The 15337-nt window shown below is 57.7% G+C and carries 17 protein-coding genes and 3 pseudogenes; 10 read left to right on the plus strand and 10 right to left on the minus strand.

The features are described 5' to 3' along the window. Positions 1-31 precede the first annotated feature (31 nt). Entirely contained in the window at positions 32-457 is a 426-nt protein-coding gene (locus V1278_RS00520; RefSeq protein WP_334379311.1) for a hypothetical protein, read from the minus strand. An 89-nt stretch (positions 458-546) separates the two neighbouring features. Between V1278_RS00520 and V1278_RS00525 the strand changes: the two are divergent. Then, positions 547-1207: pseudogene (locus V1278_RS00525) on the plus strand (SOS response-associated peptidase). A gap of 32 nt (positions 1208-1239) precedes the next feature. Here V1278_RS00525 and V1278_RS00530 read toward each other — a convergent pair. After that, a complete protein-coding gene (locus V1278_RS00530) occupies positions 1240-1479 on the minus strand; it encodes a helix-turn-helix domain-containing protein (RefSeq protein WP_334379312.1) in 240 nt (79 codons plus the stop codon). Between the two features lie 674 nt (positions 1480-2153). Between V1278_RS00530 and V1278_RS00535 the strand changes: the two genes are divergently transcribed. The 3 genes from V1278_RS00535 to V1278_RS00545 all read left to right on the plus strand — a co-directional run bounded on the left by V1278_RS00535 (position 2154) and on the right by V1278_RS00545 (position 4649). After that, complete coding sequence (locus V1278_RS00535; RefSeq protein WP_334379313.1) at positions 2154-2816, plus strand: ParA family protein; 663 nt, start codon at positions 2154-2156, stop codon at positions 2814-2816. Then, positions 2785-3813, plus strand: a complete 1029-nt coding sequence (locus tag V1278_RS00540; protein ID WP_334379314.1) for a hypothetical protein — start codon at positions 2785-2787, stop codon at positions 3811-3813. The genes V1278_RS00535 and V1278_RS00540 overlap by 32 nt, the downstream gene beginning before the upstream one ends. A gap of 128 nt (positions 3814-3941) precedes the next feature. Continuing rightward, complete coding sequence (locus tag V1278_RS00545; protein WP_334379315.1) at positions 3942-4649, plus strand: ATP dependent DNA ligase; 708 nt, start codon at positions 3942-3944, stop codon at positions 4647-4649. A gap of 182 nt (positions 4650-4831) precedes the next feature. Here V1278_RS00545 and V1278_RS00550 read toward each other — a convergent pair whose 3' ends face one another. Continuing rightward, positions 4832-5161: a hypothetical protein gene (locus V1278_RS00550; RefSeq protein WP_334379317.1), complete on the minus strand. Its 330-nt coding sequence runs from the start codon at positions 5159-5161 to the stop codon at positions 4832-4834. Between the two features lie 156 nt (positions 5162-5317). Between V1278_RS00550 and V1278_RS00555 the strand changes: the two genes are divergently transcribed. Continuing rightward, entirely contained in the window at positions 5318-5716 is a 399-nt protein-coding gene (locus V1278_RS00555; RefSeq protein WP_334379318.1) for a RidA family protein, read from the plus strand. A 258-nt stretch (positions 5717-5974) separates the two neighbouring features. Here V1278_RS00555 and V1278_RS00560 read toward each other — a convergent pair whose 3' ends face one another. Beyond that, a complete protein-coding gene (locus tag V1278_RS00560; RefSeq protein WP_334379319.1) occupies positions 5975-6328 on the minus strand; it encodes a hypothetical protein in 354 nt (117 codons plus the stop codon). 339 nt (positions 6329-6667) lie between these two features. Then, positions 6668-8245 carry a winged helix-turn-helix domain-containing tetratricopeptide repeat protein gene (locus V1278_RS00565; RefSeq protein WP_334379320.1) on the minus strand — a complete coding sequence of 526 codons (1578 nt, stop codon included), beginning with the start codon at positions 8243-8245 and terminating at the stop codon, positions 6668-6670. Positions 8246-8403: 158 nt separating this feature from the next. Between V1278_RS00565 and V1278_RS00570 the strand changes: the two genes are divergently transcribed. Next, positions 8404-9381, plus strand: a complete 978-nt coding sequence (locus V1278_RS00570) for a Bug family tripartite tricarboxylate transporter substrate binding protein (RefSeq protein WP_334379321.1) — start codon at positions 8404-8406, stop codon at positions 9379-9381. A gap of 14 nt (positions 9382-9395) precedes the next feature. Then, the gene (locus tag V1278_RS00575) at positions 9396-10400 is read left to right on the plus strand and encodes a methyltransferase (protein WP_334379322.1); all 1005 of its coding nucleotides are present in this window, start codon (positions 9396-9398) and stop codon (positions 10398-10400) included. 173 nt (positions 10401-10573) lie between these two features. On the opposite strand, the pseudogene V1278_RS00580 reads toward V1278_RS00575, so the two are convergent. Both V1278_RS00580 and V1278_RS00585 read right to left on the minus strand, forming a co-directional pair. Then, a pseudogene (locus V1278_RS00580) lies at positions 10574-10666 on the minus strand (SOS response-associated peptidase); the annotation flags it as partial. Between the two features lie 33 nt (positions 10667-10699). Then, complete coding sequence (locus V1278_RS00585) at positions 10700-10897, minus strand: hypothetical protein (protein WP_334379323.1); 198 nt, start codon at positions 10895-10897, stop codon at positions 10700-10702. A gap of 937 nt (positions 10898-11834) precedes the next feature. Between V1278_RS00585 and V1278_RS00590 the strand changes: the two genes are divergently transcribed. After that, the gene (locus V1278_RS00590; protein WP_334379324.1) at positions 11835-12035 is read left to right on the plus strand and encodes a hypothetical protein; all 201 of its coding nucleotides are present in this window, start codon (positions 11835-11837) and stop codon (positions 12033-12035) included. A gap of 609 nt (positions 12036-12644) precedes the next feature. Here V1278_RS00590 and V1278_RS00595 read toward each other — a convergent pair. Continuing rightward, a complete protein-coding gene (locus tag V1278_RS00595) occupies positions 12645-13049 on the minus strand; it encodes a hypothetical protein (RefSeq protein ID WP_334379325.1) in 405 nt (134 codons plus the stop codon). 334 nt (positions 13050-13383) lie between these two features. On the opposite strand from V1278_RS00595, the gene V1278_RS00600 reads away from it, so the two are divergent. Next, entirely contained in the window at positions 13384-13632 is a 249-nt protein-coding gene (locus tag V1278_RS00600) for a hypothetical protein (protein WP_334366996.1), read from the plus strand. Between the two features lie 116 nt (positions 13633-13748). Next, positions 13749-14102, plus strand: a complete 354-nt coding sequence (locus V1278_RS00605) for a VOC family protein (RefSeq protein WP_334379326.1) — start codon at positions 13749-13751, stop codon at positions 14100-14102. Positions 14103-14493: 391 nt separating this feature from the next. Here the strand turns inward: V1278_RS00605 and V1278_RS00610 are convergent. Further along, positions 14494-14810: pseudogene (locus tag V1278_RS00610) on the minus strand (PilZ domain-containing protein). Positions 14811-14923: 113 nt separating this feature from the next. Further along, complete coding sequence (locus V1278_RS00615; protein WP_334366994.1) at positions 14924-15292, minus strand: hypothetical protein; 369 nt, start codon at positions 15290-15292, stop codon at positions 14924-14926. Between the last annotated feature and the right edge of the window lie 45 nt (positions 15293-15337).

Raw genomic sequence — 15337 nt, forward strand, 5'->3', positions numbered from 1 at the left:
GCCGAAGTCCGCTTCACCTTGCAATGCGGCCTCACCGCTCCTCATCAGGATGCACCCACTTGTACGGTGTAATCTCTCGCTGCTCGGTCAACTTGATCATGCGAACCGGCGGCTTGTAGCGGCGCGTGCCGCACGACCGGCACCGGAAGGACGGTTCTAGCTTCCAAATAGGTGTCTCACGCGGCCTTCGAATAGCATCTAGTGGCAAGCTCGCCCTTGTCTTGCATCGGCAGCATTCGATCTCCAGCCAGCCGTAACCGCCGTTCAGGCACTCGCCTATCGTTGGAGACGGCTGGGCCGGGCCACCATAGCCTTCCATACGTACCGACCACGCTTCTGCCTCGGCGCGATCCGCTGCACGGGCGGCGTTCTTAGCGTTCTGGCGGGCCGTTCTGGCGCGCATATCTGCGCCCATGATCCGCCCGCCCCAGATAACTTCTCGCTTCTTAGTGCTCATGGCTGGCCATTACAGCGGCTTGGCCGAGAGGAGCAACTTTACTAGTCTTTGGGGCAACGAATGGGCTGGAGACGCTATAGGTACGGGCTGTGTGTAACCTCTATTCCATCACGACAAACCAAGAAGCCATCCGCGCGCTCTTCCGCGTGATGAACCGCTATGTCGGCAACCTGCCGCCCATGCCGGGCGTGTTTCCTGATTATCCCGCGCCGGTCGTTCGCAATCCGGGCGCCGAGCGCGAGTTAGTCATGATGCGCTGGGGCATGCCGCCACCGCCACGTACTGGTGGGCCGCCGGTCACCAATATCCGTAACACCTCTTCGCCACATTGGCGCGGTTGGCTGGAGCCGGAAAATCGATGCCTAGTGCCATTCAACAGCTTCGCTGAATACGCCGGAGCCGAATCCCGAGACCAAAAAAATGGATGTCGTCTGGTTCGCCGTCAATGACGATCGGCCGCTGACCTGCTTCGCGGGTATCTGGACCGAGTTCAAGGGCGATCGCGGTACCAAGTCGAAGCCAATCCCGGGGCCGCATCTGGTCTATGGCTTTCTCACCACGTCGCCGAACGCGATCGTCGAGCCGATCCACTCGAAGGCTATGCCGGTCATCCTGCAGACAGACGAGGAGCGCGACGTTTGGATGCGCGCGCCGTGGGATGAGGCTAAGGCGCTGCAGCGGCCGTTGCCGGATGATGTGCTCAAGATTGTTATGCGCGGTGAGGATAAGGAAGATCGGGCTGTAGCATGACGGATTACGGTGGAAAACACTGGCGCTGCTGATCAATGGAGACGGCGCTCCCAGCACAGCAGCCACTCCGGCATCACGTCTAGCGCATGACACAGCTTTACCAGCTCGATCGGGTGCAGCCGCGCGCGCCCGCGCTCCCAGCTCACGATCTGTGCTTCACTGTAGCCCGTCAGTTGGGCAAGCTCGCGGCGATCCATGTGGGCCTTGGCCATCGCACGCGTCAGGCGCTCGCCGATCCGTTGCTGCTTGGCAGCGTAATTCTCTTTAAGCATCGCCGCGCCTCCCTCTGTCCCACTGAAGCCTACACCAAAATGTTAGGAGACGGCAGACTTTCCCGCGCCAAAGGATGCGCGCCACGGAATGAGGCCAAGGCGCTGCAACGGCCATTGCCCGACGATGCGATCAGGATCGTCGCACGAGGCGTGGATGAGGAAGACAAGGCAACCACAGTCTGAAGTTTGCGGCCGAACGCCCCGAACTTCCGCTTTCGGCCGCATAGCGGACATGACCGAGCTTGCTCGTGGCCCGACCCGGTCGCGAATGACCCAGAAGAGACATCACCCGGACGAGGGACGAGCCGCTGGGAGATCCGCGATCCCTTGTTATCCGACGCCGATCGATCATATCGAGGAGGCTCGCCCTTTTCCGCGAAGAGTTCTCCGATCTCCATCCGGAGGTCCCCTCAACCTCGAGCGGAGCTTGCGCCATCTTTAAACGCTCGGGCTTGCCCGTGGGATATCCGCGAGTGGCCCAATGTATGGACCGGCCGGCGTTGGGCAACGTATAGCGCGGTATATCGTTAGTGGCTGGGCCTTGATTTGGTTGTGAGTTCCACGCTCGCTCTTGATGCGATTCACGATGGGGAGTGGTAGGTCACCGATTGGTAGGCCCAATTTTTTTGACGACTCGTGCGTTTCATGTCGTTGTCATCCGGGAAGCGCAGGAAATGTATGTCCTTGCTCTGGTCACCCAAAAAGGCGGAAGCGGCAAGAGCACGCTGGCTGTCGGACTTGCAGTCGCAGCGATGGGGAACGGGGAGCGCGTCGCAATTGTCGAGGCGGATCCACAAGGCACGATTTCAAAATGGAAAGAGCGGCGCGGCCATCCCTATCCGCGGGTCGTTCGGGTCTCCGATCCCGCCGAAATAGAAGGGGCGCTCGTCAGCCTTGAAGCTGAGGGAATCTGGCTTACGGTCATCGATACCGCCGCCACGAACAATGCACTGGCCATGCGCGCCATCGCGAGGGCCGATCTTTGCCTGATCCCGGTGCGTCCGAGTCCGGCCGACATCGAAGCTGCGATACCGACGCTGATTGCTATTCGTAGGCTCAACCGCCGATTTGCTTTCGTCCTCAATCAGACGCCACCGCGGGGCTGCCGCTTGAGTGAAGCTGCAACGTCGCTCAATTCGCTCGGGGTGCTTGCGCTTCCCTATGCCGGACAGCGCAATGACCACCAGGACGCGCTTGGGGCAGGATTAGGCGTGACCGAGTTTGCACAAGAGGGAAGAGCCTCGGAGGAAGTTCGTGAGCTGTGGCGCTGGGTCTTGAAAAAGCTTGTCGAGGGGTCGTTAGATCATGAGCCACACGCAAAAAAGGCGGCGTGCTAGCCATACACGCTGTGCGCGACGCTCGCTGGTGGAGCTTACCGCGGCGGCGAGCCGAGCCGTTGACGATGGCCTGTTTGTGTTGTCCAGCGGGATTGCTGCTTCCAATCCGCGATCGGAGCACACAGGCGAGAAGACGTCTGATCAAACAATCCTTGCAAGGCAAGCGACGGCTCCAAGTCCCGTTGCGGTGCTTGAATCTCGGAATGCGGCGGCGCCGCGCAGGGACGAACTCCTAGATTCCGACACTACCACCGAGATGATGGTGAAGATTGCCAAGGACTATCAAAACAGAGCTTTTGAAAACATCAAAGCCAGCCTGAATGCTGCGTTGGATCATGCAAAGGACCCAGTAGAGACACGGGTGGGAGGCGAAGCGGCGTCGAAAGACATCGGCGGTTCCAATCTTGAAAGCAATTTTTTGACCGTCAAAGAAGCCGCAACGGAGTTCCGCGCGGATGCGGCCGAGTTGATTGTGCAGAAGGAACCAGCCGACGGCGCGGGGCAGCTGCAACTGCGATACATGCGGCGGCTCACTGACGAGGCGATCAGATTGCTGGACGATCTTCGGAGCGGCAAGCTGGAGAATCAGGCGAACTTCATCCTGAGCGAATGCTTCAGAGAAGCCGCCAGCGCGTTCTCTATGATCAATCAGCAGCTCAAGCGCGACGGCTATGCCGCGAGCATTGATCCATCAATCTTCATCTGGCTTGCCAATATCACCGAACCGGAGACGCGCGACACCGGGACCATGCGGCTTGAGATCGTACCCAACCACAGAGGTCGTCCGAGCACCTACGCGCGCCAGGTCGCTCAATTCATCTGGCACCTTGTCGAGGGGCAGGGCTGCCGGCGACAGGCCGCATATCGGGGGGCGCTCATGAAGTTCACCATAAGCGCGAGCTTCGCCGAGACGGCCTATGCGTTTTGGGAGCCGATCTTCAAACGGGCGGGACCGCACGTGAAGATGCTGACCCGCATTTCAGATCCAGAAATATAAAGCTAAGCAGCGCGGCCATTTGGCGTCCGATTTGACTGAGGCCGAGGCCCCTGCGAGGACCGCCCGGCAACTTCGTCCGAGCTTTGGACGAAGAGGACGCTGACGTTGGGGCCGCTCCTGCATGGCCCATGATTGCGCTGATAAGGGCCGGAGCGAAGCCGTCTGCCGGCATCGATGGAGAAGTAGTCGTAGTTCATGATGGCCGGACCAACTTTTCCGAACTTCAAGCCGAACTTGCCGCGGGCAGACAGGATCGACTAGTCTTCTACGCCTTCGATCTTCTCTGGCGCAATGGCGACCTTCGCAAGCTGCCGCAGATCGAACGCAAGCAACTTCTTCTAGACTTGCTCGGCGAAAACGACGTCGAACTTCCGGTGCTGTTTTCTGAACATCTCATCGGCGACGGTCAGAGGATGTTCGAGCATGCTGTGAAGCTGAATTGGGAAGGCATCATTTCTAAGCGGGCGAACGACCCGTATCGGTCGGAGCGAACTGAGAACTGGCTGAAGATCAAAGCCATACAGAAGGGCAAGTTCCCCGTCGTCGGTTTTGTCAAAGACCCAAGCGGCCTCGCGGCGCTGTATCTAGGCAAGCAGGAAGGCAGAGACCTCGTCTACATGGGCAAGGTTGGGACCGGCTGGTCTCGCACTGTCTCCAGTCAGCTCAGAAAGCAGCTCGACACGGTGGTTAGCCCGAAGTCAAAGCTAACCAGACCCATCAGGAAGCCGAAGGCGACATGGGTCGAGCCTCAGTTCTTCGCCGACGTTGAATACAGAGACACCACGTCGGAAGGCTTGCTGAGGGCTAGTTCGTTTAAGGGGCTCTCTCGGAAATAGGAGTGGAGACTGGACTATCATCAGCCCATTTGTTCGCCGTCGTCACCTCCAAAGGGTCTAGCTTATCGCAGAACAGGCACTTCAACTCCGTGCGTCCGCTCAAATGAGGCATCGGCACCATCCGCTTCCCGCAGTGCAAACAACGCGTCACTCGGTCCATGGTGACCTCCTGGCCTGCCTTCTCAAATCCACTTTAGGAACTTTGGTTCCAACGTTGCCGCCTTTTCGGGAGTGATGTGCAAAAGAAGCTGCGCGCCGAAGCTGACTTTGCCGAACAGATCGCGAGAAGCTCGAAGGATCGGCGGAAGCGCGAGCTTTACGAGCGCCTCGCCGCCCATTTTCGACAACTCGCTGGCGAGATTGAAAAGGTAATGACGGACAGGCCAGAGTAAGGCCGCCTCCGACCAGCAACTCTGGCTCAACCCAGATGCCCTCGCGCGCGATCCGTTTCGTGTAGGGTTTGTCCGGCGGATCGGCGGCGTCAACCGCTTGCGCAGCGATTTGTTCGGCATGATCCATGTCTGCTATGCGCCGATAACGACCAAATTCCGCATCGCAGCGGAATGACGCGATGGCCCATGAGCCGACATGGCCAGCATAGGGCTCGCCGTTTCAGGATTTGTGATAAGCCAGCAGGAACACATTGAGACAACTGACAGGAGAATGCCATGCCCAGGACAAAGCTATCGGTCCCTGATGTAGCCGAGGCCGGCCCTGCTCTGTGGTCAAACGCCATACGGGCAGGCGACATGCTGTTCATCTCCGGCCAGGTGGCACGTCCGTTCGATGGCGGCACCGAGATGGTCGGCAAGGATGAGTACGAACAGAGCAAGCAAATATTTTCACGCATTGACCGCATCATCAAGGCGGTAGGTGGAACGATGGACAATTTGGTGAAGATGACGATCTACGTCGTCGACATCAAGAACAACACCGAGGTCTGGCGAGCACGCCGCGGGTTCTTCACGGGCGATTTTCCCGCTTCCACGCTTGTTGAAGTGCGATCCCTTGCGGGGCCGGAAGTGTTGGTGGAGATAGAAGCCGTTGCCTATCTAGGCAGGAGTTGAGATCCGCTTCGGGTCCAAAAGGCGACTTCGCCGACCCATCCGCACTTGATCAACACTCCCCCGAAGGCCGACATGGGCGGCCAAGATGGCCACGTCGGCTAAGGCCCATTAACGGGGATCCACCTCTGGAGTACGCTGCGGCGCGCGATGTGGCGCAATGTCCAACGCGATGCGATCGTGTTCCAAAACGAACTATGATTCGGTTTAACAGCCCGCCGGCGTGAACCGGCAGGCTGTTCTTGTTGAGTCCTAATTTCCTCAAGCTGTCCTGGCGAAGATCATCAGGACGCCGTTGGCGACGGTGATAGCCACAACGTGTGACGAACTCAGGCCCTTGGCCTTAAGCGCGGATACCGCCTCCGGTGTCGTGTCGATGGAATCCCGAAGCTTTTGCAGGTCGTCTTCACTTGTCGTTGCGACGGCATCCTCGACCTTTGACCGCACCTCGGGCTTGAGGTCCTTGATGTTGATGACCTGTATGCTCCGGATGACGGTGGACTGGTCAGACTCAGCCTGTGGCGGCGCCTTTGGTTGCGCTCCTTGCGCTTGCACCCAAGCAGGCGCTCCGAGGGAGAGCGCTGCAATGATGACGGATGCCGTAAAGATACGCATGAGCATTCCTTTCTTGGTTTGCCCCCAACACCTCGCAGAACGCGTTTTCCTCGCTTGAGGTTCCTTGGTTGCGAGCGGGTTTAATCTCTTCCGCGTTTCGCTTTGCTATCGGTGCTGGCATTGCCAGTCGCCTGCTGAGCCCTGCCTACCCGGAACAGTGTGCCAAGATTGTGTCACTTGCGGAGTACGGTGGCCGCAGGTCTGCAATGGGTCACACCCGGCCGTGGGACGCCGTTTGCGTTAGGTCCGCTGTGCCCTCGGACAGCGGACGTTAGTCCTTGGAGTGCTGAACAGCCGCCTCGGGCCATTAGCTGAAGTGAGCCACCTGAATGTCGATTTTCATTCCGGCAGTCCAGCTTGGCGCAATCCCTCCTCGTATCGGGAAACGTTCTCGGCCTTTTGATAAGGCCCCAACCCGTCTTTCAAATTGGAAAGAACCAGCGTGGGATTTAGCTCTCGCAGCCTGGCCAATAAATGCCGGGCCCGCCCCATATGTCCAGCCATCGCGTTGCTTGCGGCTGCGATGCGCAGCGCGGGTTGGAAGTTTGGATGGTCCTGCAATGCCATCGCAGCCCAGCCTGCCGCTTCTTCGTAGCGGCCGGCAAAGAAACATGCATGCGCGACGCCGCTTCGCATTCCGCCCATCCGTGGATCTAGGGGATCCAGGCGCATAGCACGCGCGAAGCGTTCGATCGCTGCTTCGGGCTCTCCGAGCCAATTTTTCACCCATGCGCCGAAACGCCACGCCTCTGCCAGATTGGAATTCAGCACAAGCGCCCGCTCCATTAAGTCGGCGGCTGCGCCGAGATCGTGAACGACGAACGCTAAGGCCCATCCGCTCGCGGTGAGCGCGATTGCATCGTCTCTACCCAGTTCGATCGCATTCCGAGTGAGCCGCACAACCTCGGCTATCTCGTTCGGAGTGACTACAATCCAACTATCAGCCTTCAGGCGGGCGAAGCAGGAGGCGGCACGCCCGTAGGCACATGCGAAGTCTGGATCAAGCTCGATCGCACGATAGAATAGGCCTAGCGCCTCCTCGTTCGCTCGCTGGCTCGCAAACTGGTAGACCTTGGCCATCCCGCGCAAATAGAAGGCGTAAGCATCCAGGCTCTCTGTCGGTTTACGCTTGGTGTGCTCGATCTCCGCCTTTTCCATGGCCGGTGCAATGGCGGCAACAACGCTCTCGGTCACGCGATCCTGCAAATCAAATATGTCGCCGAGCCCACCATCGATTCGGTTCGCCCAAAGATGTCCGCCGGTTGCAGTATCGAGAAGCTGTGCCGTGATCCGTATGCGGTTTGCTGCTTTGCGGACGCTTCCTTCCAGAACATAGCGCACCCCAAGCTCGCGCCCGACCTGCTTCACATCGACCGCGCGCCCCTTGTAAGTGAAGCTGGAGTTCCGAGCAATGACGACCAATGCCTTGAAGTGAGATAGCGCCGTTATGATGTCATCGACCATTCCGTCAGCAACATATTCCTGCTCCGGATCGGCGCTCAGGTTGACGAAGGGGAGAACCGCGATTGAAGGCTTATCAGGCAGCCTGAGAGCCGGCTGAGGCGGTTCTATCGGGCGACCGGCGATGGTTGGATCTGCGTCCTCCTGTGCCTCCTGCACGCGTCCGATGAAGCGGTAGCCCTTGCGCGGCAGTGTTTTGATGAGGCGCTGCTCATCGCCGGAATCGCCGATCGCGTTCCGAGCTGCATTCAGCCGGGTCGTCAGCGCGGCGTCAGATACGATACGGCCGTTCCAGACAGCCTTGATAATCTCTTCCTTGCTGAGGACGCGTTCCCTGTTGCAAATCAAGTAGTCGAGCAGATCGAATACTCGTGGCGGGACGGAAACTATGTCCGTCCCGCGGTGCAGTTCGCGCCGTTCAGCGTCAAATACGAAATCATCGAAGAAATAGCGCAAGCTGCCATGACCTAGGTTACTTGAGACGGTGCTGGTGCCGAAAGATAAGCTATCGGTGAGCAAATGGTAAGCCGGAGGTTAAGCGCGCACGGACGTGGCCTGGTACGGTCTTCGCGTGAATTCAAATCGTTGAACACAGGTAGCTGAAGGAGGATGCCATGAGCATTTCCAGTCGCTCGGCCGCTGTCATCGGTATCCTTCTGGGCGCCGTCTTTTCCTGGAGTTCTGCTGTCCTTGCCGCCGACTGGCCGCATCGGACTGTCCGTTTAATTCTACCCGTGCCGGCGGGAGCCGCGGCGGACTTCACCGCCCGGCTCTTTGCCGAACGACTCTCCCAACGCTGGGGACAGCCCGTCATCGTGGAAAACCGGCCAGGCGCCGACGGGGTGATCGGAGTCTCTGCCTTTCTCGGCACCGATGACGACCATACCCTCCTGTATGCAATATCGGCCGTTTTTACTGTCCATCCGATTACGCAACAAAAGCTGCCCTATGATCCGGTTCGTGACCTCGTCCCGATCTCCCCGACTTCGGACGTTGTCCTTGCAATCGCGGCCTCCGAAAAGAGTTCAATCCGCTCGCTCGACGACTTGGTTCGAACGGCTCGCGCTCAACCGGGCAAGCTGAACTGGGCCGCTTCGCCTGGTCTTCCGCCCTTCGTTGCAGGCGGGTTCTTCAAGAGTTCGAAACTGGATCTCGCTTTTGTCTCCTATCGCGACGTTGGCCCTGCTCTGCAGGATCTTGGCGAGGGCCGCATAGATGTATTCGTTCACGCGCTGGGTGTGATCATGCCGCAGGTGCAGTCAGGCAGAGCGCGGCTCCTTGCAGTTGCCAGCGACGTTCGCGTGCCGCTTGCTGCTGATGTGCCGACCGTAACCGAAGCCGGATTCCCCGAGCTTCGAATGGACGGCGTGGTGGGATTTTACGGCAAACGCGGAATGCTCGACACACTGCGCGACCGGATTGCATCTGATGTCCGCGTCGTCGCAAGCGATCCCGGCATTCGTGAAAGACTGGCCGCCGTTGGACAGACCGCCCGTCCAGGCACCGCGGCCGAGTTCGCCGCTTTGCTGGATCAATACCGTCGACGCCTTGCCGATCTCGCGAAAACCTTTGATTTCAAAGCGACCCAGTGACGGAGACCCGTCAAGTGACATCCGACCCTCGGCTGGATCTGCTGGGCCTGATCAATGGTTTTCAGATCACGCAGGCGATCCATGTCGCGTCAGCCCTGCGAGTCGCTGATCATCTAAGTGGCGGGGCTCGTTCTGCCGGCGAACTCGCGGCGCTGACAAAAAGCCATCCCGATTCGTTATACCGATTGTTGCGCGCGCTCGCGGCAGTGGGTGTTTTCCTGGAAGAGGAAGGCCGAAGGTTCACCCTCACTCCCATGGGCGATTGTTTGCGTACGGATTCCGTGACGCCGCTCGGGGCGTGGGCGGAAGTCGTCGGAAGCCCCTATTTCTGGCAAACTTGGGGCCACCTGTTGCATAGCGTCCAAACCGGCGAGAACGCATTTCAAGATCTAAATGGCAAGGACGTGTGGCAATTCCGCGCCGAGCACCCCGAATACGGTGCAACGTTCGATCGGGCGATGACTCAACTTTCGCGGGGGAGCGCCGAAGCGGTGATCCGCGCTTATGATTTCTCCTCGTTTCGACATATCGTGGATGTGGGCGGCGGGCAGGGTTTGATGTTGGCCGCGATCCTGCTCGCTCACCCTCACATGCGCGGCACGCTGTTCGATCAGTCGGACGTCGTAGCGGGAGCAACGGCTATATTGATGGAACGCGGCGTAATCGAGCGATGCGATGTCGTCGGCGGACGTTTCTTCGAAACGGTGCCTGAAGGCGCTGATGCTTATCTAATGCGGGTGGTAATTCACGATTGGGAAGACGACGAAGCCATCGCCATATTGAAAGTGTGCCGGCGCGCAATGCGGGAAAGTGCAAAATTGCTTCTCATCGAGCGGCTCGTCGCGCCCCCAAATGAAATGCCGGCAACCAAGTTCAGCGATCTTAATATGCTGGTCTCGCCGGGCGGACGAGAGCGAACGCGCGAGGAATTTTCAGAGCTCTTTGCCAAGTCCGGCTTCGAGTTGACGCTCGTTTTTCCGGCGGGCATCCACAACGTGATTGAGGCTCGACCGCGCTAAGCCTCCCGGATTATCGCCTATCCTGCGTCGGGCGGGAAGAACACACAGAAATTATGGTTTCGCATCCAGCTTTCGAGGACTCAGACGTCCGCTTCGGCTCAAAATGCGACCTCTGGTCGGTCGAATTGGACCCGAGTACGTCTTCAATCGTCTGAAAGCCGACTTTGTTTAAAAACGTTACCGACTTGAGAATGGCTGACCTTCATCACGCGGAAGAGCGCGCGGATCGCTTCTTGGTTGGTGGTGATGCTGTATAGATTGCACATTCATCGAAAGCTGCCGCGAGGGATCATCCTGCGCTAGTCTCTATTACCATGCAGGTCCCTTAGCTTGCGCATGTAGTAGCCCTGCCTCTGGAGCGCGGAGCTTATCTCGTTGCTGACTTTGACGACCCTCTTTTTGCTTTTACGCCATTTTCCCTGCGCTGCAGCGGGCGGCATCGGATATCCCTTCTTCACAACGAGCAGATCACGTTTGGTGTTCAAATACACGTCCATATGCCTCTCTCCCAAAGCGATGAACTTATCGCTTGCGAGCAAAATAATGGGTTACCAAAGTGCAACACCGAGCCCTATTGTGCGCTCGCGATTTACCACCAGCAAGTGCGCACGGCAGAGGCGCGCGGATCAACGACTATTTTAATACCTTCTCGAACCCGACGCCTTCAGGATCGTTTTCGAACCACTTTCCTGCGGCATCCACATTTGCGAGTACCGTGGTCTTTGTCTCCGATCTGTTGCTCGTGTTGACGTAAACGAAAACAGTCATTGGCCTTCAGCTTGCGTCGGCTTCGCCAAAGCCGAAGCTATCTGGTCAGGTGCGCCAACATAGCCTCACAGGCCGTCTCGGCTTCGGCCAACGTCTTGAAGGGTGATCCGCCCACCCTGATCGCAGGCTTGTTGATATGGATGGGGCGCCAAGAAGCTACAAAGCCGGGCTTGCCGTGAAGTCCAGGCCCATCTCTACTCTCGTTACTGATTACGAACGAAAAGCCGCGTTCGCTCGCGCTCCATATCTCTAACTGCTCTGTTGCAGGACCAACGCGGCTGAAATGCAGGGCCATTTCACCCTCAACAGTGGTGGTAAGTCTGACGTGACTCGACGCTTCTCCGTTTCCACGATTCTAAGCTTGACCAAGTGGAAGTGCCACGGAGTCGACATTATCCCTAGCGGTCGTGGATTACGAGTCGGGCACCGGAGCGCTGTAATCGCTGGCCATGAGCACCAAAAATGCCGGCAGGCGATTACTACAACTCAACACGAAAATTCGAATAGCCAGAATAAATGGCCGCTGCCAATCGGCCTGCGACCCACCAGAAATATCGCTTGCTGGCGCGCGACCACGAACACCCGGTACTGACTCGGTGTTGCATTTTGGCAACCCGCGCTTTTGCTCACAGGCGATAAGCTCTGTCGTTTGAGGGGAGGCAGCATATGGTCGACGTGTATTTCAACACCAAGCGCAATCTGCTCGTTGTGAAGAAGGGATTTCCGATGCCACCTATTGGCGAGCAAGGGAAATGGCGCAAGAGCAAGAGGAGGGTCATCAAAGTCAGTGACGAGATTAGGTCAGCGCTTCAGAGCCAGGGCTACTACGTGCGCAAACTAAAGGACCTGCGCAGCAATCGTGACTAGCGCGCATGAATCAGCTCGTTCATTGGACGGCCCTTGATAGATGTGCGATCTCTACAGCATCACGGAACGAAGAAGCGATCGCGCCCTCTTCCGCGTCGTCAACCGCTACGTAGACTGCTGGCAGGGACCAAACATCGGTTCGCCGGTTGAGCCACATACGCCAGTGCGGCGATGACGTGTTGCGGATCGTCTGTGACCGGCAGCGAGCATGACGACACGAACCGTCGCATCGCGTTCGCCCATTCCGCCTCAACGGCGTCGGCCTCGATCCGGTTAGCCGCGCGGCGAGCCTGCCGCGTTCGATGATGGCAGTTTTCAGCGGTGCCGCTTTGGTGAATGTCCTGGTCATCGGCATGCTGCACGCGGGAGCGACCCGGCACGGTCTATTGATCCTGATCAAGGACCGCGGCCGCGTATTGCGTAGCTTGCAGGACGTTTCATCACGAAAATCATGCTTGCGATCGCCCCGGCAGTCGAACCCGGCTGCTGGGCTTTTGCTCGGGAGCGTGACCGCCGGTCCCCATGCTGCTGAAAAATTTTGTAATGAGCGATATGGCGGGGGCGCGACGTTTCCCCGCCTGCCGACCCTGAAGCCAGCATCTGATCGGATCACCGGCCGCGCGTCGGCAACTTCGGCAGTCTGTCGGGGTCGAACCTTGGCGGCGGCGCGCTCGGCTCGTGTGTTGGCGGTTGTTGTTCGCTAAGAATGAGCGTTCCCTCAAGAAGCACGCCCGGAAACTGCTCAGCCATGCCAACGTAACGAGCGATCTTGCCGGAGCACGATCCCTCAAGCTTCAGCTGGAGTTCATCGTTGCTGCCGAAGACCGTGTGCCCCTCGGTATGCCTCTTGGTCGTGATGGCCGCGGTGAATCGATCTCCGTCGACCACGCAAGTGCCGCTATAGGTCATGACGCTGTCGCGACCCCAAATTTTCCCATCAGCGACATGGGCAATACCGGTACCTTGGCCCTGCGGGGTCTTGAACCACGCCGCGTAAGTGCCGTCTTTGAGCACGGGGGATTCCTCTCCCTCGGAGTTTCACAACAGCCCAGATGATCCGCACGCTTAGGGCTAAGACTCGGTTAATGGCGGCGTCCGTGCCATCCCGGGGGTGCAGGCGATCGCTGCGTCGGACTCGTTCGATTGAGCATAGAAGTGCCAACGTTCAGAACGACCGCCAGTGACCTGCACGGTCAGTTTGATGCGAAATGACCAAAGCGGACATCGGCTCTGAGAGGCATTCTCAATTAACGCGATTATCTGAAGTAATTTTTTAATACCTGGCGCTCACATTGATTGGGGGCGGATCAGGTATTGCGTACCGCCCAATTGTTAGTTTGCACTACCTATGAATTTCACGATCCGAGCGGTCAAAGACGGCGACACCACGGTATTAGTCCGAGCAGGACCCACCTTGTCCGTTGCAAAAGCGCGAGCACTTTCAAAAACGGGGTGGGCCGTCGAGATCATCGACGCCGATGGCGTGTCGTACCCACCATCGGAGTTTGATCAGTTGCTCTCATTTGACCGTCCTCGTGCGAGCCAATTGCACAACGTCCTGGATGTGGTCACTGATTTGAAAAGGCCCATCGAATGACCGCAGGTCCTAGCACGGTCGTTTACCTCCATGCCGTTCTTCCGAAGCATGGTGAGGGACGGTCGAGCACAGTCGATGCGGCGAGCTTTCGTACGAGCGAAATGACGAGTTCTGAAGTGAAGGCATTGGTGCCTGCCCGCAATTTCGATCAGTCGGAGCAGTTCTACCAGCACTTAGGATTTGAACTTGGCTGGTCTGATGGGACCCAAACGCATTTCCGGCATGGCAACTCAAGCTTCGTGCTACAAAAACTCAACAATAAAGAGCGCGCTGATAATGTCGTAATCCATCTGTTCGTGGTGGACGTTGAAGCTTGGTGGCAACACGTTCAAGCTCAGGATTTGAAGAACAAGTACGAGATCAAGGTAGATCCCCCAAAAGATAGGCCTTGGGGCATCCGCGAACTTGTGATCGTCGATCCAAGCGGCACTTTGTGGCGCATCGGACAGAGCATGGGTGGGAATCCATAGCTTCGAATGCTGCGAACGCGAAGCTGGGTCCATCAGTGGTCGGAAGAGCGCTCCCAGCGATCGGGTGCCAATCGGGACCAAGCAAGCCGCGGCGTGTACGCTTAGAGAGGTATCGGTTGAGATCTGAACCCGTGGCCCGACATGAGCCAATTGCAGTTTGTGATTCTAGACGATCGATCTGTCAGGTAGTGGCACTTTCTTCCAGCCTCACTGGCCGGTGAGCAAAAAAGTCTGTCGCCTATAGCTCCACCGCCTTCCATGGTAGAATACGGATGATTCCCAACTCACGTTGGGAACAAATCGCGTCCATTGCAGGAACATTTTCTGCTACCTAACGGCGATCCCTGCATGCGGGCTAATTTGCGATCTCAGAACGCCCAGAATGTTGACCCTAGGTATTTGTCGCATCTCGGCGTTGTCCTCCCTTTGACGCCTGGTTCTGGAAGAATCGAACACCCAGTTGATCCGCATTAACCCAAGCCAGTTCGCAGCGCCGAAACGCGAGACCAGGAGAAGAAAGAAGCAAGAAGAATTCCCTTGAGGGGAGTCTTTCGATGGACTCGAGGGCTGTCAATTTTGCCCACCAACTGAAACGTCCCACATTGTACAAGCTCTTCGCCAAGTCCCATCAATTGCCACTATATGGACATCAATGCCTTTCGAAAATTCGACCCGACCGCTCTTTCGTTTTTCCATACCGGACGACATAGCCGCGATGATTCCAAAAGCGCGTCATTGACGATGTTTATTCTGCAGATCTGACCATATCCATTCTGGCTAGTACTTCGTCACTACGATTTTGCTGTCCGGAAACCTATTGATCAGCCACGCGGTCCTGAATGCGAACGTGCTACGGTCGCTACACGGCGAAGTGCCTCCTGCAATGACTTCTCCGCGTCGGACAATTGATCCGACCGCATCACAAGCAAGTCGTTCGTCAACGCGATTTGCTCCTGAAGCACTTGACGTGCCTCACGATCATCGATCGTCCTGCTGACATCCGCGAGTATCTTGAGATTTCGCTGCAGGCTGTCGATGCTTTGGCGCAGCATTTCATATGCGCTTTTCACCCCAGCCAGTTCTAGCCTCGTTTCTCTGAACGGCAACTCAACGACACTGTCCCGTACCCCGTCGGCAGTCGCACGCGCGGTTCCGGTTGATCCTTCGTGCAATCGCACTACAGAACTCATCAATGCATCCTCCATTCCAAATCGAAAGAAAGCACCTTGGAGTGC

Origin of the sequence: Bradyrhizobium sp. AZCC 1577, assembly GCF_036924575.1 — a bacterium.
Classification (GTDB): Bacteria; Pseudomonadota; Alphaproteobacteria; order Rhizobiales; family Xanthobacteraceae; genus Bradyrhizobium.

What these genes read in the sequence shown, in the direction of transcription:
- V1278_RS00520 (WP_334379311.1), bottom strand. Translation starts at nt 457, where the DNA reads ATGAGCACTAAGAAGCGAGAAGTTATCTGGGGCGGGCGGATCATGGGC.
- V1278_RS00530 (WP_334379312.1), bottom strand. Translation starts at nt 1,479, where the DNA reads ATGCTTAAAGAGAATTACGCTGCCAAGCAGCAACGGATCGGCGAGCGC.
- V1278_RS00535 (WP_334379313.1), top strand. Translation starts at nt 2,154, where the DNA reads ATGTATGTCCTTGCTCTGGTCACCCAAAAAGGCGGAAGCGGCAAGAGC.
- V1278_RS00540 (WP_334379314.1), top strand. Translation starts at nt 2,785, where the DNA reads ATGAGCCACACGCAAAAAAGGCGGCGTGCTAGCCATACACGCTGTGCG.
- V1278_RS00545 (WP_334379315.1), top strand. Translation starts at nt 3,942, where the DNA reads ATGATTGCGCTGATAAGGGCCGGAGCGAAGCCGTCTGCCGGCATCGAT.
- V1278_RS00550 (WP_334379317.1), bottom strand. Translation starts at nt 5,161, where the DNA reads ATGCCGAACAAATCGCTGCGCAAGCGGTTGACGCCGCCGATCCGCCGG.
- V1278_RS00555 (WP_334379318.1), top strand. Translation starts at nt 5,318, where the DNA reads ATGCCCAGGACAAAGCTATCGGTCCCTGATGTAGCCGAGGCCGGCCCT.
- V1278_RS00560 (WP_334379319.1), bottom strand. Translation starts at nt 6,328, where the DNA reads ATGCGTATCTTTACGGCATCCGTCATCATTGCAGCGCTCTCCCTCGGA.
- V1278_RS00570 (WP_334379321.1), top strand. Translation starts at nt 8,404, where the DNA reads ATGAGCATTTCCAGTCGCTCGGCCGCTGTCATCGGTATCCTTCTGGGC.
- V1278_RS00585 (WP_334379323.1), bottom strand. Translation starts at nt 10,897, where the DNA reads ATGGACGTGTATTTGAACACCAAACGTGATCTGCTCGTTGTGAAGAAG.
- V1278_RS00590 (WP_334379324.1), top strand. Translation starts at nt 11,835, where the DNA reads ATGGTCGACGTGTATTTCAACACCAAGCGCAATCTGCTCGTTGTGAAG.
- V1278_RS00600 (WP_334366996.1), top strand. Translation starts at nt 13,384, where the DNA reads ATGAATTTCACGATCCGAGCGGTCAAAGACGGCGACACCACGGTATTA.
- V1278_RS00615 (WP_334366994.1), bottom strand. Translation starts at nt 15,292, where the DNA reads ATGAGTTCTGTAGTGCGATTGCACGAAGGATCAACCGGAACCGCGCGT.